This is a genomic window from Mycobacterium shunyiense (assembly GCF_058270035.1).
This window is the reverse complement of sequence record NZ_JBZDPT010000011.1, coordinates 103410-129229: the sequence shown is the minus strand read 5'-3', so window position 1 is coordinate 129229 and position 25820 is coordinate 103410. Positions and strand designations below refer to the sequence as shown.

Annotated in this window: 29 protein-coding genes; 18 read left to right on the top strand and 11 right to left on the bottom strand. The window is 66.2% G+C overall.

Annotated elements, in window-relative coordinates:
* Window positions 1–17 precede the first annotated feature (17 nt).
* Window positions 18–584 carry a metallophosphoesterase family protein gene (locus AC4ELS_RS09420; protein ID WP_499046874.1) on the top strand — a complete coding sequence of 189 codons (567 nt, stop codon included), beginning with the start codon at window positions 18–20 and terminating at the stop codon, window positions 582–584.
* Between the two features lie 23 nt (window positions 585–607).
* Here the strand turns inward: AC4ELS_RS09420 and AC4ELS_RS09415 are convergent, their stop codons facing one another.
* The 3 genes from AC4ELS_RS09415 to AC4ELS_RS09405 all read right to left on the bottom strand — a co-directional run bounded on the left by AC4ELS_RS09415 (window position 608) and on the right by AC4ELS_RS09405 (window position 2444).
* Window positions 608–868, bottom strand: a complete 261-nt coding sequence (locus AC4ELS_RS09415) for a hypothetical protein (RefSeq protein ID WP_499046872.1) — start codon at window positions 866–868, stop codon at window positions 608–610.
* A 107-nt stretch (window positions 869–975) separates the two neighbouring features.
* Complete coding sequence (locus AC4ELS_RS09410) at window positions 976–1857, bottom strand: exodeoxyribonuclease III (protein WP_499046870.1); 882 nt, start codon at window positions 1855–1857, stop codon at window positions 976–978.
* Window positions 1858–2057: 200 nt separating this feature from the next.
* Window positions 2058–2444: a DUF5997 family protein gene (locus tag AC4ELS_RS09405; RefSeq protein WP_064880759.1), complete on the bottom strand. Its 387-nt coding sequence runs from the start codon at window positions 2442–2444 to the stop codon at window positions 2058–2060.
* A 28-nt stretch (window positions 2445–2472) separates the two neighbouring features.
* Between AC4ELS_RS09405 and AC4ELS_RS09400 the strand changes: the two genes are divergently transcribed.
* Together AC4ELS_RS09400 and AC4ELS_RS09395 are read left to right on the top strand one after the other, a co-directional pair.
* Window positions 2473–3186 carry a LysR family substrate-binding domain-containing protein gene (locus AC4ELS_RS09400; protein WP_499046868.1) on the top strand — a complete coding sequence of 238 codons (714 nt, stop codon included), beginning with the start codon at window positions 2473–2475 and terminating at the stop codon, window positions 3184–3186.
* 42 nt (window positions 3187–3228) lie between these two features.
* Complete coding sequence (locus AC4ELS_RS09395) at window positions 3229–3582, top strand: cupin domain-containing protein (RefSeq protein WP_498883039.1); 354 nt, start codon at window positions 3229–3231, stop codon at window positions 3580–3582.
* Window positions 3583–3663: 81 nt separating this feature from the next.
* Here the strand turns inward: AC4ELS_RS09395 and AC4ELS_RS09390 are convergent, their stop codons facing one another.
* A complete protein-coding gene (locus AC4ELS_RS09390; protein WP_498883038.1) occupies window positions 3664–4104 on the bottom strand; it encodes a CDGP domain-containing protein in 441 nt (146 codons plus the stop codon).
* A gap of 212 nt (window positions 4105–4316) precedes the next feature.
* Between AC4ELS_RS09390 and AC4ELS_RS09385 the strand changes: the two genes are divergently transcribed.
* Both AC4ELS_RS09385 and pip read left to right on the top strand, forming a co-directional pair.
* On the top strand, window positions 4317–4856 hold the full coding sequence (locus tag AC4ELS_RS09385) for a hypothetical protein (protein WP_498883037.1): 540 nt from the start codon (window positions 4317–4319) through the stop codon (window positions 4854–4856).
* Between the two features lie 183 nt (window positions 4857–5039).
* Window positions 5040–6017 carry a prolyl aminopeptidase gene (gene pip, locus AC4ELS_RS09380; RefSeq protein ID WP_498883036.1) on the top strand — a complete coding sequence of 326 codons (978 nt, stop codon included), beginning with the start codon at window positions 5040–5042 and terminating at the stop codon, window positions 6015–6017.
* A gap of 84 nt (window positions 6018–6101) precedes the next feature.
* Here pip and AC4ELS_RS09375 read toward each other — a convergent pair whose 3' ends face one another.
* A complete protein-coding gene (locus AC4ELS_RS09375) occupies window positions 6102–7280 on the bottom strand; it encodes a geranylgeranyl reductase family protein (RefSeq protein ID WP_064880731.1) in 1179 nt (392 codons plus the stop codon).
* Between the two features lie 151 nt (window positions 7281–7431).
* Between AC4ELS_RS09375 and AC4ELS_RS09370 the strand changes: the two genes are divergently transcribed.
* From AC4ELS_RS09370 to nrdF, 3 genes are all read left to right on the top strand, one after another.
* Window positions 7432–8172, top strand: a complete 741-nt coding sequence (locus tag AC4ELS_RS09370) for a TetR/AcrR family transcriptional regulator (protein ID WP_039318236.1) — start codon at window positions 7432–7434, stop codon at window positions 8170–8172.
* An 80-nt stretch (window positions 8173–8252) separates the two neighbouring features.
* Window positions 8253–9791 carry a flavin-containing monooxygenase gene (locus AC4ELS_RS09365; RefSeq protein ID WP_499046865.1) on the top strand — a complete coding sequence of 513 codons (1539 nt, stop codon included), beginning with the start codon at window positions 8253–8255 and terminating at the stop codon, window positions 9789–9791.
* 75 nt (window positions 9792–9866) lie between these two features.
* Window positions 9867–10829 carry a class 1b ribonucleoside-diphosphate reductase subunit beta gene (gene nrdF / locus AC4ELS_RS09360; protein WP_055119916.1) on the top strand — a complete coding sequence of 321 codons (963 nt, stop codon included), beginning with the start codon at window positions 9867–9869 and terminating at the stop codon, window positions 10827–10829.
* On the opposite strand, the gene AC4ELS_RS09355 is transcribed toward nrdF, so the two are convergent.
* On the bottom strand, window positions 10830–11372 hold the full coding sequence (locus tag AC4ELS_RS09355; protein ID WP_236734687.1) for a hypothetical protein: 543 nt from the start codon (window positions 11370–11372) through the stop codon (window positions 10830–10832).
* Window positions 11373–11487: 115 nt separating this feature from the next.
* Between AC4ELS_RS09355 and AC4ELS_RS09350 the strand changes: the two genes are divergently transcribed.
* On the top strand, window positions 11488–12861 hold the full coding sequence (locus AC4ELS_RS09350) for an alpha/beta hydrolase (RefSeq protein ID WP_064880725.1): 1374 nt from the start codon (window positions 11488–11490) through the stop codon (window positions 12859–12861).
* A 101-nt stretch (window positions 12862–12962) separates the two neighbouring features.
* Here the strand turns inward: AC4ELS_RS09350 and AC4ELS_RS09345 are convergent, their stop codons facing one another.
* On the bottom strand, window positions 12963–14414 hold the full coding sequence (locus AC4ELS_RS09345) for an LLM class flavin-dependent oxidoreductase (RefSeq protein ID WP_498883033.1): 1452 nt from the start codon (window positions 14412–14414) through the stop codon (window positions 12963–12965).
* A gap of 144 nt (window positions 14415–14558) precedes the next feature.
* Here AC4ELS_RS09345 and AC4ELS_RS09340 point away from each other — a divergent pair, with 144 nt between their 5' ends.
* The gene (locus tag AC4ELS_RS09340) at window positions 14559–14909 is read left to right on the top strand and encodes a DUF3349 domain-containing protein (RefSeq protein WP_064959181.1); all 351 of its coding nucleotides are present in this window, start codon (window positions 14559–14561) and stop codon (window positions 14907–14909) included.
* A gap of 64 nt (window positions 14910–14973) precedes the next feature.
* Here AC4ELS_RS09340 and AC4ELS_RS09335 read toward each other — a convergent pair whose 3' ends face one another.
* From AC4ELS_RS09335 to AC4ELS_RS09325, 3 genes are all read right to left on the bottom strand, one after another.
* A complete protein-coding gene (locus AC4ELS_RS09335) occupies window positions 14974–16023 on the bottom strand; it encodes an NAD(P)-dependent alcohol dehydrogenase (protein ID WP_064879827.1) in 1050 nt (349 codons plus the stop codon).
* Between the two features lie 160 nt (window positions 16024–16183).
* Window positions 16184–16459 carry a YciI family protein gene (locus AC4ELS_RS09330; RefSeq protein WP_064879829.1) on the bottom strand — a complete coding sequence of 92 codons (276 nt, stop codon included), beginning with the start codon at window positions 16457–16459 and terminating at the stop codon, window positions 16184–16186.
* A 10-nt stretch (window positions 16460–16469) separates the two neighbouring features.
* Window positions 16470–17543, bottom strand: coding sequence for an iron-siderophore ABC transporter substrate-binding protein (locus AC4ELS_RS09325; protein ID WP_064879831.1), 1074 nt, complete (start codon window positions 17541–17543; stop codon window positions 16470–16472).
* A gap of 176 nt (window positions 17544–17719) precedes the next feature.
* Here AC4ELS_RS09325 and ctaD point away from each other — a divergent pair, with 176 nt between their 5' ends.
* From ctaD to AC4ELS_RS09310, 3 genes are read left to right on the top strand one after another with little or no spacing between them, the layout of a single operon-like run.
* On the top strand, window positions 17720–19447 hold the full coding sequence (gene ctaD / locus AC4ELS_RS09320; protein WP_055119923.1) for an aa3-type cytochrome oxidase subunit I: 1728 nt from the start codon (window positions 17720–17722) through the stop codon (window positions 19445–19447).
* 42 nt (window positions 19448–19489) lie between these two features.
* The gene (serB, locus tag AC4ELS_RS09315; protein ID WP_064960723.1) at window positions 19490–20734 is read left to right on the top strand and encodes a phosphoserine phosphatase SerB; all 1245 of its coding nucleotides are present in this window, start codon (window positions 19490–19492) and stop codon (window positions 20732–20734) included.
* A gap of 33 nt (window positions 20735–20767) precedes the next feature.
* Window positions 20768–21076 carry a hypothetical protein gene (locus AC4ELS_RS09310; protein ID WP_055112661.1) on the top strand — a complete coding sequence of 103 codons (309 nt, stop codon included), beginning with the start codon at window positions 20768–20770 and terminating at the stop codon, window positions 21074–21076.
* A 9-nt stretch (window positions 21077–21085) separates the two neighbouring features.
* Here AC4ELS_RS09310 and yczR read toward each other — a convergent pair whose 3' ends face one another.
* A complete protein-coding gene (yczR, locus tag AC4ELS_RS09305) occupies window positions 21086–22513 on the bottom strand; it encodes a MocR-like transcription factor YczR (protein ID WP_448446957.1) in 1428 nt (475 codons plus the stop codon).
* Between the two features lie 76 nt (window positions 22514–22589).
* Here yczR and AC4ELS_RS09300 point away from each other — a divergent pair, with 76 nt between their 5' ends.
* The 5 genes from AC4ELS_RS09300 to AC4ELS_RS09280 are packed head-to-tail and all read left to right on the top strand — an operon-like array spanning window position 22590 to window position 25756.
* The gene (locus tag AC4ELS_RS09300; RefSeq protein ID WP_165609220.1) at window positions 22590–22736 is read left to right on the top strand and encodes a hypothetical protein; all 147 of its coding nucleotides are present in this window, start codon (window positions 22590–22592) and stop codon (window positions 22734–22736) included.
* The gene (gene yczE / locus AC4ELS_RS09295; RefSeq protein WP_448446955.1) at window positions 22733–23449 is read left to right on the top strand and encodes a membrane protein YczE; all 717 of its coding nucleotides are present in this window, start codon (window positions 22733–22735) and stop codon (window positions 23447–23449) included. The genes AC4ELS_RS09300 and yczE overlap by 4 nt, the downstream gene beginning before the upstream one ends.
* Window positions 23380–24249 carry an ABC transporter ATP-binding protein gene (locus AC4ELS_RS09290; RefSeq protein ID WP_499046860.1) on the top strand — a complete coding sequence of 290 codons (870 nt, stop codon included), beginning with the start codon at window positions 23380–23382 and terminating at the stop codon, window positions 24247–24249. Before yczE ends, AC4ELS_RS09290 begins: the two co-directional genes overlap by 70 nt.
* Window positions 24246–25088, top strand: coding sequence for an NUDIX hydrolase (locus AC4ELS_RS09285; protein WP_499046857.1), 843 nt, complete (start codon window positions 24246–24248; stop codon window positions 25086–25088). The genes AC4ELS_RS09290 and AC4ELS_RS09285 overlap by 4 nt, the downstream gene beginning before the upstream one ends.
* Entirely contained in the window at window positions 25085–25756 is a 672-nt protein-coding gene (locus AC4ELS_RS09280; RefSeq protein WP_055112667.1) for an enoyl-CoA hydratase, read from the top strand. Before AC4ELS_RS09285 ends, AC4ELS_RS09280 begins: the two co-directional genes overlap by 4 nt.
* The last annotated feature ends 64 nt before the right edge of the window (window positions 25757–25820 follow it).

The window sequence follows — 25820 nt, the reverse complement described above, 5'->3', positions numbered from 1 at the left end:
CCCGCTACCGTCCGCGTGTGGATTTTTTCACCGCCGACCTGCACCTCGCGCACCCGAAGCTGGCGGGCTTGCGCGGGTTCGACACGGTGGCAGCGCACGACGCCGCGGTGATGGCGTCGCTGTACCGGCTCGATCCGAAACAGGACACGTTGTGGGTGCTCGGTGACATCTGCGCCGGTGGGGTGGCGTCGATGGAATCAGCTCTGGCGCAGCTGAGCACATTGCACGTACCGATGCACCTCGTGACCGGCAATCACGATCCGGTGCATCCGATGTACCGGGGCGCTCAGAAGCATTTCGCCGCCTACGCCGCGGTGTTCGCGAGCGTGCAGCAGGTGGCGCGGACGAAGGTGGGTGGAGAGGGCGTGATGCTCAGCCACTTCCCGTACGTCGACGTTCCGGACAGGCTCTCGCGCAGAAGCTTCGATCAATATCAGTTGCCGAACCTCGGGATGTGGTTGATCCACGGACACACCCACTCCGATGAGCCACGGTCGGGAAAGCGATCGATCTGCGTGTCGCTGGAGGCGTGGGATCGGCAGCCGGTGTCGGCCGACGAGATCGCTGCGGAGATGCAGCGGTGACGCCTCGTCCCCATGAGGTTCTGTCAGCTGGGTGTCACGGTATCGCCGCGCGCAGGTAGGCCGGCGGCCCGGATCGCCTGGTCGATCTCCGCGAGCAACTCGCTCTCGCTGAGGCCGTCGATCTCCTCCGCGTAGAGGTAGCCGGCTTCGAGGGCGCTGCCGTCGGCGTATTCGAGAGACACCAGTACCGAGCCGTCATCGAGCTCGTGCAGGGTGTAGATCGTGCCGGCGTATTGCGGGTCGCCGCTGTCGACTGCGTACGTGGCCCGTGACGTCTCGTCCATGTCCGAAGTTTGCCTGAGTCAGCTCTCGCGGGCGTGCTCGGCAACCCGATCGAGGTGGCTGCGGCCCTCACGCTGCTCAGTGTGCGCGGGGCTCGGTAACCGGCGGCTCAGGCGAAGGCGTACCGCACGACGACGGGCGCGTGGTCAGACAGCCGCGCGCCGGGTTCGGGTTCCTTGTCGACGGTCACCGACACGGCGGTCCGCGCCAGCCGCGGCGTGGCCAGGTGGTGATCGATGCGCCAGCCCACGTCCTTGACGAACGACTCGCCGGCCCAACTCCACCAGGACAGCGGCCCGGGGCGGTCGCCGTGCAGCGTCCGCACCACGTCGACAAGCGTGCGCGGCCCGATCTGTCTGTCCAGCCAGGCGCGTTCCTCGGGGAGAAAGCCCTCCATCTTCTGTGCGGGCCGCCAATTGGTCACGTCGTGCGGAAGATGAGCGAGGTTCAGGTCTCCGAGCAGCAGGAACTCGCGACCCGCATCGAGCGCCGCCCGGCGGTTCCGGCTCAGCTCGCGCGCGAACGCTCCGAGGAAGCGCATCTTCCGGTCGTACTTGGCGCCGCCGTCAGGCGTATCGCGCATGGTGCCGGGCCGCTGCAAGTGCGCGGGTAGGCCGCCCTTCGGCAGGTAGAGGCACGCCACGGTGAGGGGAACGTCCGCGAGGTCTACCTCGAGGTACCGGCCCTCGCCCGCATGGGCCCCGAGGCCCCGGCTGCGCGGCGGATGCGAGACCCAGGTCCGCACATCCGACGGTGCCTCGCGCGTCAGGATCGCGACACCGTTGCGGCCCGGGATCGAGCCGCAGTCGATTGCCGCGCGATAACCGTCGAACGCGCCGACCTCCTCGCGTGGGCAGCGCAACTCCTGCAGGGCCACCACGTCGAGCCCCCGCCCGGCGAGCCAGGCGTCGAAGCCGCGACGGCGTGCCGCCCGGATTCCGTTGACGTTGAACGTGGCAATGCCCAGCGGAGGGTTTGGAGTGTCAGGCATCTGGTGCTGGTGCTTCCGTTCGGAGTGCATCATGTGCGTCATCGTCTTCGGCCCACGCGGTCCAGACAGTTCGTCCGATCCAGGGTGCAGCGTTTCGTCGCCGCCAGGCTTGTCGATGTGACATTCCGAAAACCGCTGCGATTTCAGCTCAGTTCCGCGTGGCGCGCTCTTTGCGGCGGTGGCGGCACGTGGCAGCGCCGTCAGCCTTCGCGGGCCTGATCCGTGTGCAGGGCCTTGATACGGCGCTGCTCGCGCAGCACGCTCTGGTAGCTCTCCCGTTCGGCGACCAGCCACTCCGGGTTCTCCTCGAGCAGCTGATTGATCTGCTCGGTGGTCAGCGCATCCCCGACCGCGCCGCGCGCGAGACCGGCGATCGAGATGCCCAGCTTGGCTGCCACGAGATTCTTCGGGTGTGGACCGTTCTTGCGGAGATCCTTGAGCCACTGGGGCGGGTCGTCCTGCAGAGCGGCGAGCTCGGCGCGGGTGATCGCGTTCTCCTGGAACTCGGCAGGTGTCGCGGGCAAGTAGACGTCCAGTTTCTTCGCCGCGGTGGCGGGTTTCATGGACTGCGCGTTCGGCCTGCTCATGCAATGAGCGTATCGGTAACCTGAGGCGGTGACCCCGCAGTCCCTGACCCTCGGGTATGTCCCCGGTGGGACGCCCGCGAAGTGGGCGCGGATCTGGGCGGAGCGCCACCCGGGGGTGCCACTGCAGTTGTGCGCCGTCACCGCGGCAGACGCCGCCGCCGCAGTGCGGGAAGGCACCGTCGACGTGGTGTTGCTCCGGCCGTCGGCTGACACATCCGGGCTGGCCATCATTCCTCTCTACGAAGAGACGACGGTGGCGGTGGTGCCGATCGATCACCTTCTCACCGCCGCCGACGAGATCACCGCGGCCGACCTCGACGACGAACCTGTCCTGGTGCCGCTCGATCACGTCGTCGACTGGGCGAATGCTCCCGGCGTTGTCGTCGATCACCGACCCGAGACCACCAAGGATGCGATAGAGCTCGTCGCCGCCGGGATGGGGGCGCTCGTCGTTCCGCAGTCCCTGGCGCGCCTGTATCACCGCAAGGACCTCACGTACCGGCCGATCGCCGACGCCCCCAGTTGCCCTGTGGCGCTGGGTTTCCGGGAAGGTCCGCAACCGGAATTGGTCGAGGAGTTCATCGGGATCGTGCGCGGCCGCAAACCCGGCTCATCGCGGGGGCAATCCCAGCCGGCGCCAAAACGCACCGCCCGAGAGAAGACCCTCGCCAAGCAGGCCGCTCGCGCCGCTGCGGGCAAGGTGGCCCGTAAGCCAGGTCCGGCCAAACGCGGTCGACGCTGACGTACCGGGAATTGTGAGGCGGTGCGCAAGGTTGCCGCACACATGACCATTAACGGTGATGTTTCGTCGTTCGGTCCCAACGCGCCTGGATATGTCTGGAAGTCGGCTGCAGACGTCGAACCGATCGAAGTCTTTCCCGGAATCACTGTCCAACCGCTCTGGCAGGGCGCCAACGGTGCCAAAGCAGCCGTCACCACCATCGCGCCGGGAGCGGTCTGGGCGGGCGAAGATCTGCATGACCCCGGTCCCGAAGAGGTCTACGTGGTCTCCGGAGTGTTCAACGATGGCGTCAACGACTACGTCGCGGGCACATTCCTGCACGCCCCGGCCGGGTCGTGGCACGTACCGCAGTCCGCCGTGGGTTGTGTGCTGTTCCTGTTCTATCCAGAAGGGTAGATGCTGCCGGGCGCGCAAGTTGCCGGCCCGGCCGAAAAGCGTATGGCCACAGTCGGATTGATTCGACGCGTGGGTCCAGCGCTAGGGCATTTCCGCCTGTGCCGGTGGCGCAGGCGGTTCTGGGGGTGCCGGTGGCGCGGGCACGGGGTCGGGCATGTGCCCGGGTTCGTCGGGAGGAATGGTGTCGGCACGCACTTCGTAGGTGTCGTTGTTCGCGACTTGGTCTTCGACCCAGCCGCCGGGGTAGTAGGTGCAGTTGGTGCCGAAATAGGAGTTCGAGCAGCTGCTGGTCGGATTCTGATAGTGGCGGGGGACTCCGATGAGTCGGTGCCGTGTCCAGGACCCGTCCGGACGGAGAGGTTCGTCGCAAATTTGACGTGTTTGCGAACCCAGGAAGCCCCATGGGCGCTTCTCGCAGTTCGGCGGAATCTCGGCATTGGCGACGGGCGCGTACATCGTTGCGCCGAAGGCCGTTGCCAATCCGAGTAAGAGGAGCTTGCGGCCAATGGCGCCAGCGGTCATCGGGGTCCTTCTCTGGTGTCAAGTATTAAAGGCAGCGTCAATTTACTCGAAGTGAATTCATCCCGCGTCGGAATGACGGCAAATTTCTACCTGCTCGACGACGCGGGCCGAACTCGCGTGTCAGACCCCGGCCCTAGCGTTGCCCTCATGTTCCTTCAGAGTCGGCGCAATCGGTGGTTGAGCGCTGTCAACCTCGTGGAATCGAGCATCGAATGACCTCGGCTGCCGTGCCCGAAGGCTCACCGCGCAGGTGGTTTGAGGCAGTGGCTCACCGGCTGCCCTATCTGCTCATTGCCGCGGTGGTGGCCAGGGTGGCGGTTTGGTTCGGCTTACTCGTCAACGTCGGCTACGCCGTCATGGTGGTGTTTGTGGTCGGTTCGATGATCACGCTGCTTCATCACGCTTCGGGGCGCATGTGCATTCGCTGCATGAGAGATGTTCCCGCCGACGCGCCGGTACGGGCCCAGCGCCAGAAGATGATTCTGCGTTTCTCGCACTTCACCATGACTCCACTCGCAATTCTGGTTCTGCTGGTGCTGACCTTCGCCCCGATGTTCATCGCTCGTCTGCTCCCCACCGAGTCCCAGTTGCCGTACGTTCCCCAGTCGTTGTGGGTATTCATGCTTGCCTATGCGGAATTGGTGCATCACCGGCTCCGGCCTTGGTGCCCATACTGTCGCGACTGGGATGACGAAGGAGATCCCGAGCCATCGCCGGACCCAACGGCTTTCGGGACGAAGTCGCTTCAATAGGCGAGCATGGCCAGTCGGGGACCGTGCGAGCAGGCGGTGGCAAACGCGAGCGCGCCGAGCGGCACGGCCGACGCGGAGTTCCTGCCGAGACGACCCCGCCGATGCACGATGGCACGCTAGCCACTGTGCGGGTGCAGCGCGGTGGGGTCGAGTCGCTGATCCCGTCCATTAGCGTGATGGTCTATGGGGGAGAGGCAATCGGCGGCTCCCGAGCCGCGACGTTCCGGACTGCTCGATGTCGGCGACGGCAATCGCATGTATTGGGAGACACGGGGAAATCCTGCCGGCCGCACGGTGTTGATCGTGCACGGCGGACCCGGTAGTGGCCGGTCGCGCACCGCGCACCGGACGTTCGACGACACGGTGTTCCAGATCGTGTCGTTTGATCAGCGTGGCTGCGGTGACAGCCTGCCGAGTGCCGCCGACCCGGCGACCGATATGGCGCACAACACCACCGAACATCTCATCGCCGATATGGAAGCGCTTCGCACCTATCTGGGAGTACAGCGTTGGCTGCTGTATGGCGGTTCGTGGGCGTCCACGCTCATCTTGGCCTACGCCGAGCGCCATCCCGAACGGGTGGAGGGCATTGTTCTGGTCGGGGTGACCATGACTCGTCCCGGTGAAATCGACTGGCTCTACGGCGGTTTGCGTCTGTTGCTGCCGATGGAGTGGGAAAGGTTCCGCGCCGGGGCTCCCGAACACCTGCGCGACGGCGATCTGGTCGAGGCCTATCGGGTGCTGATGGAGCACCCAGACGCGGCGGTGCGCGACCAGGCTGCGCGTGATTGGTGCGAATGGGAGGACGCCGCGATTGCGCATGAGACACAGGGATCGCCCGGACAATACGGTGCGCGGCCGGATGCGGCCAAGCTCGCCTTCGTGCGCATCTGCACCCACTATTTCGCCCGTCACGCATGGCTCGAGGACGGACAGCTACTGCGAAATGCCCACCGACTGACCGGGATTCCCGCTGTGTTGATTCACGGTCGCCTCGATCTGTCCGCGCCGCTCCGCACCGCGTGGGAACTCGCCCAGGCCTGGCCGGCGGCCGAGCTGGTGGTCATCGAGGACTCCGGGCACACCGGCAGTCGAGCGATGGTCGCCGCCATCAAGCAGGCGGTTTCGCGATTCACCGTCGGCGATCTGAGTCCGCGCTGACCGAAAACCCATCAGCCCCAAAGAAAGAAAGTCCCTGCGAAGATCGGCAGATTCTTCGCAGGGACTTCACTCTCGGTCTAACGGTCAGGTGTGCTGCGGGCTCTGCGCCTTCTTGTACAGCGACTTGAGCAGGAGGTCACGGAAGGTGTGGTTGTCCAACGCCTTCAGACCCGCACCCGCGACCGCAGGCATCCCGGCCAGCTTGTTGAAGAAGCGGCCGCGTCGGTACTCACGACCCCACGCCGCGCGCATCCGCTGCTCGTAGTTCGTGAAGTCGTCGGGCCCGCCGTTGGTTAGCGCGGCGATCGCGCACTCGCCTGCGGTCAGACCGGACTCGAGCGCCTTGGAGATACCCGCACCGGACACCGGCTTGCCGGCGCCCAGCGAGTCCCCGACGAACAGCACGCCCGGACGCCACGGCGGCCACGCCGTGAAGCCCATCGGCAATCGCCAGGCCCGCACACTCTTGTTCTTCTTGAGTTCCTCGATCGGCGGCAGTTCCCATTCGGCGGGCAGGGTCCGCAGGAAGTCGCCGAGGAACTGGGTGGCGTTGATCGACTGCCAATTCTTGTAGCTATTCACGTAACCCAGGCCGATGTTGAACCGGCCGCCGCCCATCGGGAAGACCCAGCCGTAGCCGGGCAGCTGATCGCCCTGGAACAACAGCTTGAGGTAGATCTCGAACGCGTCCGAATCGGGACGGTTGGCGTGCATCTCGGATCGGATCGCGATGGCCGAGTACCCGTTGTACTCCGAGTCGATCTTGAGGGCCCGCTTGATGGGGGAGTAGGCGCCGTCGGCCGCGATCACCGCGTCGCCGTAGACCTTCTCACCGCTCTTGAGCACCACGCCGACCACGCGGCCCTTGGCATCGAATTCAGGCCCGGAAACCTCGGCGCCCTGGCGGACCTCGGCGCCCGTCGACTCGGCGTGCTTCAGCAGCAGCGTGTCGAGTTCGGTGCGGCTCACAGTGTGGCCGTGGTCAGGCATGCCGGGACGGCGCGGGAAGGACAGTTCCCACTCGCTGGGGCTGAATACGGTCACCTTGTTGACCCGATGGAACTTGGCCACCTCGTCGGCCAGGCCCATCTTCTGCAGATAACTCACCGCACGCGCGGTGAGTCCATCGCCACACGGCTTGTCGCGGGGGAACTCCGCTTTGTCGAGGACCAGCACCTTCGCGCCGGTCTGAGCGGCCTGCCACGCCGCGGCGGACCCTGATGGGCCGCCACCTGCTATGACCAGGTCGTATCGCTGCGTCATGAGCCTCGTCTCATCGGTTGACTGTGGCTGCGATAGTACCCAAGCCGGCTGTCGGCGGCGTGACGGGCGAACGCCCGGGTCAAACGGCAAAACCGCGTGTTGTAGGGCGGTCTGGGCAGGTCAGCGCTATCAGGACAGGTACAGTGATCGCGTGCGGCGAACGTCGAGATCACATTCCAGCGATGGGCCGGGCGTCAAGGTTGATGCCCGTAGCGAGCGCTGGCGTGAGCACCGTAAGAAGGTGCGGTCGGAGATCGTCGACGCCTCGTTCCGGGCGATCGACCGGTTGGGACCCGAGGTCAGCCTGCGCGAGATCGCCGAAGAGGCCGGTACTGCCAAGCCCAAGATCTACCGCCATTTCGCCGACAAATCCGATCTGTTCCAGGCCATCGGCGAGCGACTGCGCGACATGCTGTGGTCGGCGATCTTCCCGGCGATCAACCTCGGTGCCGACCCGGCCCGGGAGGTCATCCGGCGCAGCGTCGAGCAGTACGTGCTGCTGGTCGATGAGCACCCCAACGTGTTGCGGTTCCTGATCCAGGGCCGGTTCGCCGAACAGAGCGAATCGACGATGCGCGCACTCAACGAGGGCCGCGGCATCACCCTGGCGATGGCCGACATGTTCTCCAACGAACTGCGCGAGATGGAACTGGACGGGGCCGCGATCGAACTGGCGGCATTCGCCACGTTCGGTGCGTGCGCGTCGGCCACGGACTGGTGGCTGGGCACCGATGAGGACAGCCCGCGTCGGATGCCGGCCGAGGAGTTCGTCAACCACCTGACCACCATCATGGTCGGTTCCATCAACGGCACCTGTGAACTGCTCGGCATCTGGATCGACCCGGACCTCCCGCTGCATGAAGGTGTCCAGCGCCGCCAGCACGCCAGCTGATCATTTCTTTGACAGCGGCGTCGCGGGGCCGGAAACTGGGAACTATCCGGTACCGCCGTTCCCAGAAAAGGACCTGAGCTATGACGGCTGCCCAACCCTCACAGGGTCAGCAACCCATCCACACCCGCGCCCTGATCATCGGCAGTGGGTTCTCGGGGATGGGGATGGCGATCGAACTGCAACGCCGAGGCGTCGACTTCCTCGTCCTGGAGAAGGCCGACGAGTTCGGTGGGACCTGGCGCGACAACACCTACCCGGGATGTGCCTGCGACATCCCCTCGCACATGTACTCGTTCTCCTTCGAGCCGAAGGCGGACTGGAGCCACATGTGGTCGTTCCAGCCCGAGATTCAGGAGTACCTGCTGGGCGTGGCCAACAAGTACGGGCTGCGCCGGTACACCCGGTTCAACACCCATGTGGACCGCGCGCACTGGGATGAGCAGGAACTGCGCTGGCACGTGTTCAGCGACACCGGCCAGGAGTTCATCGCACAGTTCCTGGTGTCCGGAGCCGGTGGCCTGCACATCCCGCAGATCCCCGACATCGAGGGACGCGAGGATTTTGCCGGTGCGGCTTTCCATTCCGCGGAGTGGGACCACAGCGTCGACCTCACCGGCAAGCGGGTCGCAGTGATCGGCACCGGCGCCAGCGCCATTCAGATCGTGCCCGAGATCGTCAAGGACGTCGCCGAGCTGCACCTCTACCAGCGCACCCCGGCCTGGGTGATGCCGCGGGTGAACAACAAGTTCCCGCAATGGATTCGGCGCGTGTTCAGCTATGTGCCCGGCACCCGCGCGGCCATGCGTGCCGCCATCTACTGGATCCACGAGGGCGTCGGCTTCGCCATGACGCAGCAACCGCGGCTGCTCAAGATCGGCGAGGCGATGGGCCGCTACAACATCAATCGCAGCATCAAGGATCCTGAACTGCGCCGCAAACTCACTCCCAGCTACCGCGCCGGGTGTAAGCGAATCCTCAACTCCGACAAGTACTACCGAGGGATCGCCAATCCCAAGACCCAGGTGATCACCGAGTCGATCACGCGGATGACGCCGACCGGCATCGTCACCGCCGACGGTGTCGAGCATCCGGCGGACGTGGTCGTGTGGGCGACCGGCTTCCACGTCACCGACTCCTACACCTACGTCGACATCAAGGGCGCCGGCGGTGAGGACCTGGTGGACCGTTGGAACCGCGAGGGGATGTCAGCCCACCGCGGCATCGCGGTGTCCGGTATGCCGAACTTGTTCTTCCTGCTCGGGCCGAACACCGCACTGGGTCACAACTCGGTGGTGTTCATGATCGAATCGCAGATCCGCTACGTCGGCCAGGCGATCGCCGCCGTCGACCACGCCGGGGCCCAGGCGCTCTCGCCCAATCCCGCTGCCCAGGCCGCGTTCAATGCCGAGCTGCAGCACGATCTGGCCGACACCGTGTTCAATACCGGAGGTTGCCGGAGCTGGTACATGGACGCTCACGGAGTCAATCGGACCCTGTGGAGCGGCATGACCTGGCAGTACTGGCTGGCAACGCGCAAGCTGGATCCTGCGGAGTTCGACTTCATCCATGAGGCGAGCGACACGAAAACACTAGATACTGGGGTCCCCGCTGGGGCTTAGCCCCAGGGGTAGTGTCGTGGGTGCCGTCCGGCAAACAAAACAACCTGGTGAAATGGGGTTCTGGTGAGCGAAGGCATGAAGCTGATCGACCGTGTCTCAGCGATCAACTGGAACCGTCTCCAGGATGAGAAGGACGCCGAGGTCTGGGATCGGCTCACCGGTAATTTCTGGTTGCCGGAGAAGGTGCCGGTGTCCAACGACATCCCGTCGTGGGGCACCCTCACCGCGCACGAGAAGCAGCTCACCATGCGGGTGTTCACCGGTCTGACGCTGCTGGACACCATCCAGGGCACGGTCGGCGCGGTCAGCCTGATCCCCGATGCGCTCACCCCGCACGAGGAAGCCGTCTACACCAACATCGCCTTCATGGAGTCGGTGCACGCCCGCAGCTACAGCAACATCTTCTCCACGCTGTGCTCGACGGCCGAGATCGACGACGCGTTCCGCTGGTCGGAGGAAAACCCGAACCTGCAGCGCAAGGCCGAGATCGTCATGCAGTACTACAAGGGTGACGAACCGCTCAAGCGCAAGGTGGCGTCCACACTGCTGGAGAGCTTCCTGTTCTACTCGGGCTTTTACCTGCCGATGTACTGGTCGAGCCGGGCCAAGCTGACCAACACCGCCGACATGATCCGGCTGATCATCCGCGACGAGGCCGTACACGGCTACTACATCGGCTACAAGTACCAGCGCGGGCTGGCCCTGCTCGACGAGGAAAAGCGTACGGAGCTCAAGGATTACACCTATGAGCTGCTCTTCGAGCTCTACGACAACGAGGTCGAATACACCCAGGATCTCTACGACGAGGTCGGGCTGACCGAGGACGTCAAGAAGTTCCTGCGTTACAACGCCAACAAGGCGCTGATGAACCTCGGCTACGAGGCGCTGTTCCCCAAGGACGAGACCGACGTGAATCCGGCGATCCTGTCCGCGCTGTCACCGAACGCCGACGAGAACCACGACTTCTTCTCGGGCTCGGGTTCGAGCTACGTGATCGGCAAGGCCGTCAACACCGAAGACGAGGACTGGGACTTCTAGCTAGTTGGCGTACGGGTTGCGGCCCTCGCCGGTGTTGAGCAGCAGTGGGTTGTTCACGTCGAGGACATAGCTGCCGCCGGGACTGAGGACGAACCCGGCCCCGTCAAAGGAGTTGCTGCACACCGTCACCGTGCCGTCGGTCCCGCAAGTCACATTGCGGAAACTGATGCGCGATCCGGGCAGCAACCGATTGGGTAACCCGTCGAAGATGAACAGCGGCCGGTTGTCATTCATGAACGTGGGCGGTCCCTGTTGTGCGCCGGTCACCGCGTTGGCCCCGTCCGGCGCTGCGGGCAGTGGCCCGCTGCAGCCGTATTTGCCTGATCCGCGACCGATCGCGCACGCGATATCGCCAGGCACCGCGAACGCGTAGTACTCGCCGTTGTGCATCGCGAAGTCTGACGGCTTCACCGGCGTCAGCGCGTTGAGATCGAGTGGCGGCGGGGGTGGAGGTGGCGGCGGGTCTGCTGCAGCGATGCCGGGGCAACCGACGCCGGCGGCGACCGCCACGCCAATCAGGGCCAACGGAATTCTCATGCGCATCACGTCACCTTAAGACGCGACATCCTGGGACGCAGGGAGATACCGCCGGTGCGGGTGCCGCTCACTCAGCATCCCTCCAGTGAGCTGACAGCTGGCGCTGATATCAAGAGAGCTGATGCACCAGCTCATTGCGCAGATCTCGCTGATCCACGGCTGGTTCCCGGTTGTCGTTCAGCTGATCGCTGCGTTGCTACTGGGAGCCGCCGTGGGCTGGCGCACGCCGCGATGGCGCACCCGGTTGTTGCCCGCACTGGTGCTTGCGTCAGCTGTGTTGGCGGGTGTGACGTACTGGTACATCGACTCGATCGGAGTGGCAGGCAACGCCGGACCACCAGAATTGTGGGTCTGGATCGCGTTGACCGCCCTGGCATTCGGTGTCGCCGTGGCGGGTTGGGTGACTGCGCGATGGTGGCGCCGTACCGCATCGGTAGCCGCGATGGGCGTGTGCGCGCTGGCATGCGGGCTGACGCTCAACATGTGGGTCGGATACTTCCCGACGGTGGACGGCATGTGGAAGCAGCTGACCTCGAGTCCGCTGCCCGGGCAGACAGACCGCCTGACCGTGACGAAGATGCAGCTGGCGCACTTCAGGCCACCCAGCGGCGTCCTGGTCCCGGTGACCATCGATTCGCATGCTTCCGGGTTCAACCACCGCACGGAACTCGTCTACCTCCCGCCGGCGTGGTTCGCCAGCACTCCGCCGCCCGAACTTCCGACGATCATGATGATCGGCTCGCAACTGAACACCCCGGCCGATTGGCTTCGCTCCGGCAATGTGCTGGGCATCCTCGACGGATTCTCGGCTGCGCATGGCGGCAACGCTCCGGTGTTCGTGTTCGTCGATGCCACCGGATCGTTTGCGAACGACACCGAGTGCGTCAACGGAAGCCGGGGCAATGCCGCCGACCACCTCACCAAGGATGTTGTGCCTTACCTGATCTCGAACTTCGGGGTGCGCTCTGACCGCGATGGTTGGGGGATCGCGGGCTGGTCGATGGGCGGCACCTGCGCGGTGGATCTCACTCTGATGCATCCCGACATGTTCCGGTCATTCGTCGACATCGCCGGTGACCTGCGCCCGAACGCGGGGGACAAGACGCAGACGATCAACCGTCTGTTCGGTGGCGACGCCGACGCCTGGGCGGCTTACGACCCGGTCACCATCATGCAGAAACACGGTCCGTACTCCGATGTGACGGCGTGGTTCGAGGTGCCGCACCACGGCGGCGTCACGCATGACCCCACGGCCAATCCGGAGGGCCAGGATGTCGCCGCGACCACGCTGTGCGACGCAGCCCGCGCCGCAGCGATCACGTGCTCGGTGCAAACCGCGCCGGGTCGCCACGACTGGGTATTCGCGGCCAACGCCCTGGGCGCCGCCCTGCCGTGGCTGGCCGGTCAGCTCAACACCCCCGGTGTGGAAGAGACCCGATTGCCGGTGTCGACGTTGGAGAAGCAGCCGACGTCAGTCCAGGCTGCCCCGCGCTAGAGTTTTCCGGGCGAGCAGACGCGAAAGTGCCCGTAAATGGCCGATTTTGGGTGCTTTCGCGTCTGCTCGGCGGGTTGGAGGGCCCACGCTGAGCGGCGAGCCTACCGGCCCCGGGCGGGCTGGGCAGCCGTCGACGCCGACGAGGACGGCAGGGTAGAAGGGCGCTCGGTGATCGTCGAATTCCGACCGCCCACACGGTAACTGGCGCCGCGGTGTTCCTCGGCCAGGCGGTCACCGTTGCCCAGTAGCTTGTTGCGCAGGGTGCCCGGGGCATAGTCCGTCTGATAGGCGCCGCGCGCGGTGAGCTCGGGTACGACGTGGTCGATGAACTCGACGAACGACCCCGGCGTGATCGCATACGCCAGGTTGAAGCCGTCGACGTCGGTCTCATCGACCCACTCCTGCAGGGTGTCGGCGACGTGCACGCCCGACCCGACGATGCGCGGTCCCATGCCGCCGATCTCACCCCATTCGGCGATATCGCGTACGTTCCACTCGCCACCCTTGTCAGATGCGGACTGAAATGCCTTGACCGCGGACAGAATTGCGTTGGAATCGACATTGCCGATCGGCTCGTCGAGACCGTAGCGGGCCAGGTCCACACCCATCCACCCGGACATGAACACCAGCGCGCCCTCGGGATCGCCGTAGGCGAGATACTCCGCGTGCCTGGCGTGGGCCTCCTCGTCGGTCTCGCCGGTGATGATGGTGGTCAGGTTGAAGATCTTCGCAGAGTACGGGTCGCGGCCGGCCAACTCGAGCTCGGCACGGATTGTGGAAACCGTCTCGCGCAGAATCGCTTTGGTGGGAGCTGCGGTGAAGATGGCTTCGGCGTTCTCGGCAGCGAAGCGGACCCCGCGCGGCGAAGAGCCGGCCTGGTAGATGACCGGGGTTCGCTGCAGCGACGGTTCGGCCAGATGCACCCCGGGGACGCTGAAATGCGTTCCGGAGTGACCGATGTGGTGCACCTTGGCCGGGTCGGTGAAGACGCCGCGTTCGGCGTCGCGCACCACCGCACCGTCCTCCCAGGAGCCCTCCCACAACTTGTAGAGAACTTCGAGGTACTCGTCCGCGTGGTCGTAGCGCGCATCGTGCGCCGGCTGATCGGTCTGGCCCATATTGCGCGCCGCAGCAGGGAGATACCCGGTGACGACGTTCCACCCGACCCGACCATTGGTCAGGTGATCCAGTGTCGACATCCGCCGCGCGAAGGGATACGGATGCTCGAATCCCGTTCCCGTGGTGATGCCGAAGCCCAGGTTCTCGGTCACGAGTGCCATCGCCGACACCAGCAGCATCGGGTCGCCCACCGGGATCTGCGCGGCCTGGCGGATCGCCGCTTCATCACTGGCCCCGTACACGTCGTAGGTGCCCAGCACGTCGGCGATGAACAGGCCGTCAAAACGCCCGCGTTCCAACAACTTCGCGAGTTCGGTCCAGTAGGTGATGTCCTTGTAGCGCCAGGACTGATCCTTCGGATGGCGCCACAGTCCCGGGGACTGATGGGCGACGCAGTTCATGTCGAAGGCGTTGAAGCGGATCACACGAGTCACTGTGCCGAGGATGCCCGGGCGCTGGGGGAGGGTCACCGGTTGCGCTCAGCGGGATTGCTTTTGGTGGTGAATCACGAATGAATGCCCTGCCAACTGTCGGCGCGTCCAGTGGTGGGTTGGCCGGGGAGCCGCGAAACTTACCGGGTGTCAACCAAGTCGTTGCTGATCTCGGTTCTGAACTGGCTGCGTGCCGGCTACCCGGAAGGGGTCCCGGGCACCGACCGGGTGCCGTTGCTCGCACTGCTGCGGGCCACCCCGCTCACCGAGGAGCAGGTGGCCGAGGTGGTACGCAACCTCGCCGAGGCCGCAGCGCCTGCCGACATCGACCATCCCATCGACCGCGACGACATCGCGGAGTTCATCGCCGAAGTCACCGACCACGACGCCGGCCCGGAGAACATCGCGCGGGTGGCGGCAAAATTGGCCGCCGCGGGCTGGCCGCTGGCCGGTGTCGAACTGCAGTCCGGCACCGATCAGGACCCAGAGGCCCGATAACGCACAACGCCGCGGATTGCGGTCACCAGGTGACCGCAATCCGCGGCGTTGACGAAATGCCGACTCAGCCGCGCAGCGAGGCGGTATCGATCACGAAGCGGTACCGCACGTCACTGGCGAGCACGCGCTCGTAGGCCTCGTTGATGTAATCGGGCTGGATGATCTCGATCTCGGGGGTCACGTTGTGCTCGGCGCAGAAGTCGAGCATCTCCTGGGTCTCCGGGATTCCGCCGATCATCGAACCGGACAGGCTGCGGCGGTAGGCGCCCAGCGGGAAGAACGGCACCACCAGCGGCTTTTCCGGCGCGCCCAGTTCGACCAGGGTCCCGTCGGTCTTGAGCAGGCCCAGGTAGGCGCCGAGGTCCAGATTCGCCGACACGGTGTTGAGGATCAGATCGAACTGACCGGCCAGCTTGCGGAAGGTGTCCGGGTCGCTCGTCGCGTAGTACTCGTCGGCGCCCAGTCGGAGGCCGTCTTCCATCTTCTTCAGCGACTGCGACAGCACGGTGACGTGCGCGCCCATCGCGTGCGCGAGCTTGACGCCCATGTGGCCCAGTCCGCCGAGGCCGATCACGGCGATCTTCTTGCCCGGCCCGGCGTTCCAGTGGCGCAGGGGCGAGAACAAGGTGACGCCCGCGCACAGCAGGGGAGCGGCCTTGTCCAGCGGGATGCTGTCGGGGATACGCAGGACGTAGTTCTCGTCGACCACGATCGCGCCGCTGTACCCGCCGTAGGTGGGGGTGCCGTCGCGCCCGGTCGCGTTGTAGGTGCCGATCATGCCGCTGCCGGTGCAGTACTGCTCAAGACCGGCCTTGCAGTTGTCGCACTCCCGGCAGGAGTCGACGAAACAGCCGACGCCGACATGGTCGCCGACCTTGTACTTGGTGACGTCGGAACCAACCTCGGTGACCACACCGGCGATCTCGTGCCCGGCGACCACGGGGTAATTCGGAGTGCCCCATTCGCCCTTCACCGTGTGGATGTCGGAGTGACAGATGCCGGCGAAGTGGATGTCGAAGGCCACGTCGTGCGGCCCTACCTCGCGGCGGGTGATGGTGGTCTTGGCCAGCGGTTCGGTCGCCGAGTTGGCGGCATAGGCGTAAACAGTGCTCATCAAAGCCCTCTTTGCTCGTCGTCTGTACGTATCCCGGAAAGATTAGTCCGGTTAACTGATCACTGCCTGTGACGGCAGTCCGCAGCATGCAACGACGCGGGCGGCAGCGGTAATCCCGCTATCGCCTGTGACATATCTCCCGGCTCACCACCGGAAGGGATCACAGCCCGGGTGCGCGGAAGGACCCGTTGAAGGAGACCCGCTCGCAGCGGATCAGGCCGGCCAGGGTGTACGGATCGCGCGCGATCACGTCCTCGACCTCTTCTTCGCTGAGGTCTCCGGTGATCAGCACGGCGCCGGTCGCCGATTCCAGACGCCCCGCCAGCACGACGCGACCTGCGGCGACCTCCTCCTCGAGCCACGCGAGGTGGGCGGGACGGGTCTGGTCGACGACGTCGGCGGGTTGGGTGTACGTGGTGGTGAGGACGTGGAACACGTTGGTGAGATTAGTTGATCGGTGCGTTGACCCAGCGCAGGTCGTCGAGGATGCCGCGGGCGGCAACGATGTTCTGCCCGGTCTGCCAGACCTCGTTGTTCACCACGAACACCCGGTTGTCCTTGGCCGCAGACAAGTCGCGCCACGCCGTGCTCTGGAGAATCTTGGGCGCGTTCTCCCGAGCGGCCGCGGAGGTGAACGAGACGTAGACGATGTCGGCGTCGGCGCTGCGGTAATCGGGGTCGGTGGTACCGAGCTCCTCGTAGGGCTTGTCGGTGAATCGTTGCGCGGCAGGGCGATCCAATCCCACCGCGGCGAGCACGCTGCCGGGGAAGGTGTCGGCCCCGTACACCCGGACGCTGTTCTCGGTCAGCTGCACCACCGAAGCTTGGAAGTGTGCGGCGTCGTTCTTCGCGCCGGTGTCGCGGGCGGCGTCGTCGAACTTCCCGATCAGGTCAGCAGCGGCGTCAGCGCGACCCGTTGCCGCACCCACCGCGCGCAACGTGTCCCGCCAGGCGGCGCCCGGGGCACCCGTGAACACCGTCGGGGCGATGGCCGACAGCGCGCCGAAGGACGCCGGCGTGAGCGCCGCCGAGCCCAGGATCAGATCCGGGTCGGCCGCCTTGACGGCATCCAGGTCCGGCGCGTTCCGGGAACCGGCCGGCGCCACCCCGTGGACCACGCCACCCAGGTAAGAGGGTTGCTCGGACGAACCCTCCGGGAGGGCAGCGGCGACGATTCGGGACTGCAGGCCCAGTGCGCACAACGCGTCCAGTTGGTCGCCGGACAGCGCGACGATGCGCTGAGGGTCGCCGCGTACCTCGGTGGACTCCGGGATGTCACCGCCCTCGGCGCGCGCGTTGCGGACCTCCCGCGCCGATTGATCGGCGGCGGCGGGCTCGGCCGCGCAGGACTCGTCGGGCTTGCGCTGATTCCCCAGCACGCCGGAATCGGCGATCTTGGTGACGCTGGTAGAGATCGACGTCTGCGACTGCGACGTCTGCTCCGCCGAACCGCATCCACTGGCGAGTGTCGCGGCCGCAGCGATCACCGCGACTGCGGCGCGGGGTCGGTTCATCAGCACCGGCCGACCGTAACATTCACAGCTTTGCCGCTGGTCAGGGCCTCGCCGTCGAAAGTCGTGACTCCGCGGGGCGACTCAGTACGACAGTTTGTAGGACCCAGGGGCGCTCAAGCCTTCGGGAGCGTTAGGATTCAGGTCGATATGCGGGATTTCCCGACGAATCTTTGGAGGATCTCTTGGTAGCCGAAGCGCCCCCAATCGGAGAACTCGAGGCACGTCGTCCTTTTCCGGAACGGATGGGCCCCAAGGGCAACCTGATCTACAAGCTCATCACGACGACCGATCACAAGCTGATCGGCATCATGTACTGCGTCGTCTGCTTCGCCTTCTTCTTCATCGGCGGTCTGATGGCTCTGTTCATGCGTACGGAGCTGGCGATGCCCGGGTTGCAGTTCCTGAGCAATGAGCAGTTCAACCAGCTGTTCACCATGCACGGCACGGTGATGCTGCTGTTCTACGCCACCCCGATCGTGTTCGGGTTCGCCAACCTGGTGCTCCCGCTGCAGATAGGTGCGCCCGACGTGGCGTTCCCGCGGCTGAACGCCCTGTCGTTCTGGCTGTTCCTGTTCGGTGCGCTGATCGCCATGGGCGGCTTCATCACCCCCGGCGGTGCCGCGGACTTCGGTTGGACGGCCTACTCGCCGCTGACCGATGCCATTCACTCGCCGGGTGCCGGTGGTGACCTCTGGATCCTGGGTCTCGCCGTCGGTGGTCTTGGCACCATCCTCGGTGGCGTCAACATGGTCACGACCGTGGTCTGCATGCGTGCGCCCGGTATGACGATGTTCCGGATGCCGGTGTTCACCTGGAACATCCTGGTGACCTCGATCCTGGTCCTGATCGCCTTCCCGATCCTGACCGCCGCGCTGTTCGGCCTGGCCGCCGACCGCCACCTGGGCGCCCACATCTACGACCCGGCCAACGGCGGCGTCCTGTTGTGGCAGCACCTGTTCTGGTTCTTCGGCCACCCCGAGGTGTACATCATCGCGCTGCCGTTCTTCGGCATCGTGTCCGAGATCTTCCCGGTGTTCAGCCGCAAGCCGATCTTCGGTTACACCACGCTGATCTACGCCACCATCAGCATCGCCGCCCTGTCCGTGGCCGTGTGGGCACACCACATGTACGCCACCGGCGCCGTCCTGCTGCCGTTCTTCTCCTTCATGACGTTCCTGATCGCCGTCCCGACCGGCATCAAGTTCTTCAACTGGATCGGCACGATGTGGAAGGGCCAGCTGACGTTCGAGACGCCGATGCTGTTCTCGGTCGGCTTCCTGATCACCTTCCTGCTCGGTGGCCTGTCCGGTGTGCTGCTGGCCAGCCCGCCGATCGACTTCCACGTCACCGACAGCTACTTCGTCATCGCGCACTTCCACTACGTGCTGTTCGGCACCATCGTGTTCGCCACCTACGCGGGCATTTACTTCTGGTTCCCGAAGATGACCGGCCGGCTGCTCGACGAACGCCTGGGCAAGCTGCACTTCTGGCTGACCTTCATCGGCTTCCACACCACCTTCCTGGTGCAGCACTGGGTCGGTGACGAGGGCATGCCGCGTCGCTACGCCGACTACCTGCCGTCCGACGGTTTCACCACGCTCAATGTGATCTCCACGATCGGTGCCTTCATCCTGGGCATCTCGACGTTGCCGTTCGTGTGGAACGTGTTCAAGAGCTGGCGCTACGGCGAGCCGGTGACGGTCGACGACCCGTGGGGTTACGGCAACTCGCTGGAGTGGGCTACCTCCTGCCCGCCGCCGCGGCACAACTTCACCGAGCTGCCCCGGATCCGTTCGGAGCGCCCGGCGTTCGAGCTGCACTACCCGCACATGGTCGAGCGGATGCGCGCCGAGGCTCACGTGGGCCGTGCGCATCACCCAGAGCTCGAGTCTGCGGACCGCTCCAGCTGACGGGTGGCGGCATCCGGGGGAGAGCACGTCGAAGGTGACTCGATGAACGGTGCTCCACGCGAGCGCTCGTCGGTATTGATCACCGTCACGGGAGTCGATCAGCCCGGCGTCACCTCGGCACTGTTCGAGGTGCTCGCCCGCCATCAGGTGGAACTGCGCAACGTCGAACAGGTCGTGGTCCGCGGCCGGCTCACCCTCGGTGTGCTGGTCGCGGCGCCGATCGAGACGGTTGCCGGGGAGTCGCTGCGCGACGATGTCGAGACGGCCATTCACGGCCTCGGTCTGGACGTGACGATCGAGCGCAGCGACGACATGCCCGTCATGCGCGAGCCGTCCACGCACACGATCGTGGTGCTGGGGCGTCCGATCACAGCTGAGGCGTTCAGCGTGGTGGCCCGCGCCGTGGCGGGTCTGGGCGTCAACATCGACACGATCCGTGGGGTGTCCGACTACCCGGTGACCGGTCTGGAGCTTCGCGTCTCGGTGCCGGCGGGGGCGGCGTACAGCCAGCTGCAAACCGCACTGGCCCAGGTGGCCGTCGACGAAGGCGTCGACATCGCGCTGGAGGATTACAGCCTGGCCCGTCGGGCCAAGCGGCTCATCGTCTTCGACGTGGACTCCACCTTGATCCAGGGTGAGGTCATCGAGATGCTGGCCGCCCGGGCCGGGATGGAAGCCCAGGTGGCCGCCGTCACCGAAGCTGCGATGCGCGGCGAGCTCGATTTCGCCGAATCGCTGCACCGCCGGGTGGCGACATTGGCGGGCCTGCCCGCGTCGGTCCTCGACGATGTCGCCGAGCAGGTCGAGCTGACGCCCGGCGCCCGGACCACCATCCGGACCCTGCGGCGACTCGGTTTCCACTGCGGCGTCGTGTCGGGCGGCTTCCGCCAGGTCATCGAACCGCTCGCGCATGAACTCATGCTCGACTACGTGGCCGCCAATGAACTGGAGGTCGTCGACGGCAAGCTGACCGGGCGGGTCATCGGTCAGGTCATCGACCGGCCAGGAAAAGCCAAGGCGCTGCGCGATTTCGCGCAGCAGGTCGGCGTCCCCATGGAGCAGACCGTGGCTGTGGGCGACGGGGCCAACGACATCGACATGCTGGCGGCTGCCGGCCTCGGTGTCGCCTTCAACGCCAAACCGGCACTGCGTGAGGTTGCCGACGCGTCGCTGAGCCATCCCTATCTGGACACCGTGCTGTTCATCCTCGGCGTCACCCGCGGCGAGATCGAAGCTGCCGATGCCCAGGACGGCGTGTTGCGTCGCGTCGAGATCCCCGAGGACTGACCGCCGGCTCACCCCTGAAGTAGGGTGTGGGGCATGGCGAACTTGAAGCACACGGTTGTGGTTGGCGTGTTCGCCGTTGCGGCGGTCCTGGGTCAGTTGGCGGTTGCGGCCCCGGCCGAGGCCAAGCGATGCCCGTCGGGAACGGTGCAGACAAAGTTCGAGGGCGTGTGCGTGGCCGGTTCGTCCGGCGGCGGGATGGGCGCGGTGGCACCGCCGGTGATGGCGCCCAGCGCCGGGGGAACCAACATCACGAACCGGCCCGGCGAGCTGCCGACGGTGAACGGGATTCCCTGCACCATCGAGCACTACAGCACCTGCTACGCAATGTCGCAGCAGCCCTGAATCGCCTGACTAGACCACCAACGTCTGAGGTTGCGCGCCGAGCGTGCCGGTGATGCTGTGCCAGGCGCGCACCAGCAGGTGCACGGCCTCTTCGAGTTCAGGTTCCGGCAGCGCATAGGGCAGCCGGACGAACCGCTCCAACGTGCCGTCCACGCCGAACCGCGGGCCTGCGGGCACATCCAGACCCAGCCGCATCGCGGCGGCCGACAACGCGGTGCTCATCGGCGCGGGCAGCTTCACCCACAGTGACATCCCCCCACGGCCGTGCCCCGGCTGCCAGTCCGGCAGCTCTCGGGCCAACAGGGCCACCAGGAATTCCCGACGGGCGCGGATGATCTCGCGGCGTTCCGGAAGTACCTCGGCACGCATCGCGAGGAGTTTGGCCGCGGCGAGTTGTTCGAGGATCGGGGTACCCAGGTCCACCGAAGGCCGGATCGCCGCGATGGTGGCCAGAGTTCCTCGCTCGGCGCGGATCCAGCCGACCCGCAGGCCACCCCAGAACGATTTCGACATCGAGCCGATGGTCAGCACCAGATCATTACGGGGCACCGAGGCGGCCAGCGGCTCGGGCGGCGCCTCGTCGATCCACATGTCGGCGATCGATTCGTCGACGATGGTGCGGGTGCGCGTATCGGAAATGATCTGTCCCAACCGCTTTCGCTCAGCGGCGGGCATGGTGAACCCGGTGGGGTTGTGGCTGTCGGGAACCAGGTAGGCCAGGCTGGGCGCAAGCTGACGCAACGCGGCCTGTACGGCGTCGAGTTCCCAGCCGTCCTCGGTGAGCGCGACCGGAACCGCCCGCGCCCCGGCAGTCGAGATCGCCGACAGCGCACCGTGATACGTCGGCTGCTCGACGAGTACCCGGTCCCCGGGCTGAGTGTGGCTGGCCAGGATCAGACCGATGGCGTGCTGGGCGCCGCTGGTCACCATGATCTGGTTCGGTTCGGTGGGTAGCCCTCTGCTGCAATACCTTTCGGCGATGGCCGCACGCAGGGGGCCGACGCCCATAAGTTCGTGACCGGGCTCGCGCAGATACGGCGCGATGTCGCGGGCGGCGTCGGCGAAGGCTTCCAACACGGCGGTGCCCGGCGCGGAGAGCGCGGCGGCGGCCAGGCTGACCGTCGGCGTGGTGGCCTCGGTCTGGATGTGACCTGCGGTGGGCAGCGCGGTGACGCTGCGGGCTCCGCGGCGGGCGTGCAGATAACCGTCGTCACGCAGCTGGGCGAAGGCCGCGGTGACCGTGGTGCGTGACACCCGCAGGGTCTCGGCGAGTGCCCGCTCGGAGGGAATGCGTGACCCGACCGGAACGCGGCCGTCCACGATCAGCAGCCGGATCGCATCGGCCAGGCCGAGGTAGGCGGGTCCACTTTGGCTGGAGGTACGCCAGTTGCCTAGTTCGCGGGCCAAGAGGTCCACATCAAGGGCTCTGGTTGCCATATCTGCTGACATAATGAGGCCAGTATGGTCTAACTGGCTATTGATGGACAAGCCACATCGCCGAGATCATGGCTGCATGGCACGGAACTGGATTTCCCGATTGGCAGAGAATCTGCGCCGTCTGCACGATCCCGACAACTACGCCGGGGACCGCGATGTGGACGCCCGCCGGGTGCGTAGTGAGCTCGACGCGATCCGCGTCCGATTCCCTGACCACGCATGAGGACGGCGTTCACCCGCGGTGCGCTGCTCCTGATCGGACTGTGCGGCTACGGCGTGTCGATGGCCGTGATGGTGCGCGCCGGGCTCGGACTCGATCCGTGGGACGTCTTCCACCAGGGAATCACCCGGCACACGCCACTGTCGCTCGGCATGGCCTCCGCCGTCGTCGGTGTGGTGGTCCTGCTGGCCTGGATCCCGCTGCGCAACCGGCCCGGAATCGGGACCGTCGCCAACGTCATCGTCATCGCGCTCACCGTCGATGCCGCCCTCGCGGTACTTCCGGCGCCGTCGGCGTTGCCGGTGCGCATCGCCATGATGATCGGTGCCGTGGTGCTCAACGCCATCAGCACCGTGCTCTATATCGGCGCCGGCCTCGGCCCCGGACCCCGAGACGGTCTGATGACCGGGCTGGTCGCGCGCACCGGATTGTCGGTGCGGCTGGTGCGCACCGGGATTGAGGCGACCGTACTGGCCGTGGGCGCGCTGATGGGCGGCACCGTCGGGATCGGCACCCTCGTCTATGCCTTCGGGATCGGGCCGCTCGTGCAGCTGTTCCTGCGGCTGACACCACGGTCACTGTTGTTCCACGATTTCAGCGGCGGACGTGCCCGAGCGGATCGGGAGCCGGTCACTACGATGAGCGAGTGGCCGCAGGGGAACGCACCGACTCGACAATCACCGATGACGGAGACGGAACCGACCCCGACCTGTTGATCGACTTCGCCAGGGTGAGCCTGCGGCGAGGCGGCAACACGCTCGTCGGGCCGATCACGTGGACCGTCGAACTCGACGAACGCTGGGTGGTTATCGGCCCCAACGGTGCAGGCAAGACCTCGCTGCTGCGAATCGCGGCAGCCACCGAATACCCCTCGTCGGGCACCGCGTACGTGCTCGGGGAACGCCTTGGCCGAACCGACATGTCCGATCTGCGCGCTCGCGTCGGACTCAGCAGCTCGGCGTTGTCCCTGCGGATCCCCGACGACGAGGTCGTGCGTGACCTGGTGGTGTCGGCCGGCTACGCCGTGCTGGGCCGCTGGCGCGAGAACTACGAGGACATCGACTACGCCCAGGCCGTCGACATGCTGGAAAGCGTCGGTGCCGAACACCTCGCCGAGCGGACCTACGGAACACTGTCCGAAGGCGAACGCAAACGGGTCCTGATCGCCCGGTCGCTGATGACCGACCCCGAACTACTGCTCCTCGACGAGCCCGCGGCCGGCCTCGATCTCGGCGGCCGTGAAGAGCTGGTAGCCCGGTTGACCGACCTGGCCGCCGACCCCGATGCGCCGGCCATGGTGCTGGTCACCCATCATGTCGAGGAGATTCCGGTCGGTTTCAGCCACGCGCTGATCCTCTCGGAAGGCAAGGCGGTTGCCTCGGGTCTGCTGACCGAGGTGTTGACTGCTGAGAACCTGTCCAAGGCGTTCGGCCAGTCGATCGCACTGGACGTGATCGACGGGCGTTACTTCGCCCGGCGAACCAGGAGCCGGGCGGCTCATAGGAGGCGAGAATGAGCACAACGACCGACCCACTGGTGCCGCGCCCGGCGGCCACGGTGATGCTGGTCCGCGACGCCGCCGAATCGATCGAAGTCTTCATGATGCGCAGGCACGCGGCGATGGAGTTCGTCGCCGGCGTGATGGTGTTCCCAGGCGGGGGAGTCGACGACCGCGACCGCAATGCCGACATCGCCTGGTTCGGACCCGAACCGGACTGGTGGGCACAACGGCTCGGGGTTGACACCGGGCTGGCCGAGGCACTGGTGTGCGCCGCGGCCCGCGAGACCTTCGAGGAGTCCGGGGTCCTGTTCGCCGGGCCCTCCAACGACCCGGACGGGATCGTCAGCGATGCCTCCGTCTACGGCGATGCACGCGCCGCCCTGGCCAACCACTCGCTGTCCTTCGCCGACTTCCTGCGCGACGAGAAGCTCGTGCTGCGAGCCGACCTGCTGCGGCCGTGGGACAACTGGGTCACCCCGAAAGAGGAGCGCACCCGCCGCTACGACACCTTCTTCTTCGTCGGTGCACTGCCCGAGGGGCAGCGGGCCGACGGGGAGAACACCGAAACCGACCGGGCCTTCTGGAGCACTCCGCAGGCCGGCCTCGACGACTTCGAGCAGGGCAACACGTTCCTGCTGCCACCGACCTGGACCCAGCTGAATTCGCTGGCCGGCCGGTCCGTCGCCGACGTGCTCGCCAGTGAGCGCAAGATCGCCCCCATCGAACCCAACCTGTCCCTCGGTGAGGGCAGCTGGCAGATCGAGTTCTTCGACAGCGGTCGCTACAACGCCGCCAGGAACCACCGGGCGCCGCTCGGCCGGGGCGGGGCGACTGCCGGAGACGCAAGTCGGTGAACGAGTTCGTCAGCGTGATCGCCGGGGTGACGCCGGAGCAGGACGGCGTCGGAACCCTGATGTTGTCGCGGCCCCCGACCAACGCCCTGACCCGGCAGATGTACCGCGAGATCGTTGCGGCCGCCCACGAGCTGGGTGAGCGCACCGACATCTCCGTGGTGATCCTGTTCGGCGGTCACGAGATCTTCTGCGCCGGCGACGACGTACCCGAGCTGCGCACGCTGAACGCGGCCGAGGCGGCTGCCGCGGACACGGCGCTGCGCCAGTGCGTCGAGGCTGTGGCCGCCATCCCCAAACCCACCGTGGCAGCGATCACCGGTTATGCACTGGGCAGCGGGATGACCCTGGCGATGGCTGCGGACTGGCGCGTGAGCGGCGACAACGTCAAGTTCGGGGCGACCGAGATCCTGGCCGGACTGGCGCCCCGCGCCGGGGGCGGGGCACGGCTGGCCCAGACGATCGGCGCCAGCAAGGCCAAAGAGCTGGTTTTCAGCGGACGTTTCGTCGGTGCCGAGGAGGCGCTGGAGCTCGGGTTGATCGACCAGATGGTGGCGCCCGACCACGTCTACGACGAGGCGCTGGCCTGGGCGCGGCGATTCGTGGACCATCCCGTGGACGTGTTGGCCGCGGCCAAGGCCGCCGTCGACAAAGTGGTGGACCGGCCCTGACGCCGACTCGACCCGGGCAGTTAGGCTGCCCTGCATGACTGACATCAAGGATTCCGGCACCGAC

Excerpts from the sequence above, each read along its gene's own strand:
- AC4ELS_RS09415 (WP_499046872.1), bottom strand. The coding sequence starts at position 868 with ATGGACGAGACGTCACGGGCCACGTACGCAGTCGACAGCGGCGACCCG.
- AC4ELS_RS09410 (WP_499046870.1), bottom strand. The coding sequence starts at position 1,857 with ATGCCTGACACTCCAAACCCTCCGCTGGGCATTGCCACGTTCAACGTC.
- AC4ELS_RS09405 (WP_064880759.1), bottom strand. The coding sequence starts at position 2,444 with ATGAGCAGGCCGAACGCGCAGTCCATGAAACCCGCCACCGCGGCGAAG.
- AC4ELS_RS09395 (WP_498883039.1), top strand. The coding sequence starts at position 3,229 with ATGACCATTAACGGTGATGTTTCGTCGTTCGGTCCCAACGCGCCTGGA.
- AC4ELS_RS09390 (WP_498883038.1), bottom strand. The coding sequence starts at position 4,104 with ATGACCGCTGGCGCCATTGGCCGCAAGCTCCTCTTACTCGGATTGGCA.
- AC4ELS_RS09385 (WP_498883037.1), top strand. The coding sequence starts at position 4,317 with ATGACCTCGGCTGCCGTGCCCGAAGGCTCACCGCGCAGGTGGTTTGAG.
- pip (WP_498883036.1), top strand. The coding sequence starts at position 5,040 with ATGGGGGAGAGGCAATCGGCGGCTCCCGAGCCGCGACGTTCCGGACTG.
- AC4ELS_RS09375 (WP_064880731.1), bottom strand. The coding sequence starts at position 7,280 with ATGACGCAGCGATACGACCTGGTCATAGCAGGTGGCGGCCCATCAGGG.
- AC4ELS_RS09365 (WP_499046865.1), top strand. The coding sequence starts at position 8,253 with ATGACGGCTGCCCAACCCTCACAGGGTCAGCAACCCATCCACACCCGC.
- nrdF (WP_055119916.1), top strand. The coding sequence starts at position 9,867 with ATGAAGCTGATCGACCGTGTCTCAGCGATCAACTGGAACCGTCTCCAG.
- AC4ELS_RS09355 (WP_236734687.1), bottom strand. The coding sequence starts at position 11,372 with ATGCGCATGAGAATTCCGTTGGCCCTGATTGGCGTGGCGGTCGCCGCC.
- AC4ELS_RS09350 (WP_064880725.1), top strand. The coding sequence starts at position 11,488 with ATGCACCAGCTCATTGCGCAGATCTCGCTGATCCACGGCTGGTTCCCG.
- AC4ELS_RS09335 (WP_064879827.1), bottom strand. The coding sequence starts at position 16,023 with ATGAGCACTGTTTACGCCTATGCCGCCAACTCGGCGACCGAACCGCTG.
- serB (WP_064960723.1), top strand. The coding sequence starts at position 19,490 with ATGAACGGTGCTCCACGCGAGCGCTCGTCGGTATTGATCACCGTCACG.
- AC4ELS_RS09310 (WP_055112661.1), top strand. The coding sequence starts at position 20,768 with ATGGCGAACTTGAAGCACACGGTTGTGGTTGGCGTGTTCGCCGTTGCG.
- yczR (WP_448446957.1), bottom strand. The coding sequence starts at position 22,513 with ATGGCAACCAGAGCCCTTGATGTGGACCTCTTGGCCCGCGAACTAGGC.
- AC4ELS_RS09300 (WP_165609220.1), top strand. The coding sequence starts at position 22,590 with ATGGCACGGAACTGGATTTCCCGATTGGCAGAGAATCTGCGCCGTCTG.
- yczE (WP_448446955.1), top strand. The coding sequence starts at position 22,733 with ATGAGGACGGCGTTCACCCGCGGTGCGCTGCTCCTGATCGGACTGTGC.
- AC4ELS_RS09285 (WP_499046857.1), top strand. The coding sequence starts at position 24,246 with ATGAGCACAACGACCGACCCACTGGTGCCGCGCCCGGCGGCCACGGTG.